This is a genomic window from Pseudomonas agronomica, assembly GCF_025917275.1.
In the GTDB taxonomy this organism is placed as follows: Bacteria; Pseudomonadota; Gammaproteobacteria; order Pseudomonadales; family Pseudomonadaceae; genus Aquipseudomonas; species Aquipseudomonas agronomica.
This window is the reverse complement of the sequence record NZ_JAOSHO010001146.1, coordinates 1-258: the sequence shown is the minus strand read 5'-3', so window position 1 is coordinate 258 and position 258 is coordinate 1. Positions and strand designations below refer to the sequence as shown.

1 protein-coding gene is annotated in these 258 nt (G+C 65.9%); it reads left to right on the top strand.

Annotated features, from left to right (window positions below; all coding sequences use genetic code 11):
• A partial coding sequence (locus tag OC610_RS29310; RefSeq protein WP_264433360.1) for a substrate-binding domain-containing protein occupies window positions 1-258 on the top strand: 258 nt, incomplete at both ends.

The window sequence follows — 258 nt, the reverse complement described above, 5'->3', positions numbered from 1 at the left end:
GGCCAGCGCCGCCCAAGGCGACGTGGCGCGCAAACTGGTGGAACGTCGCGCCGACCTCGGGTTGTTGTTCTATCACGACCAGATCCCCGAGGCGCTGGAGCGCCGGGTACTGGGCAGCGTGGAGATGGTCACGGTGTGCGGCCGGAATCATCCGCTGGCGCACCATGACTACGTGTCATGCCTGGAAATGGCCCGGCATCGCCAGTTGCTGATGGCGACCCAATCCAGTGTCTATCCCGGCAGCGAACAGGCCAGCCC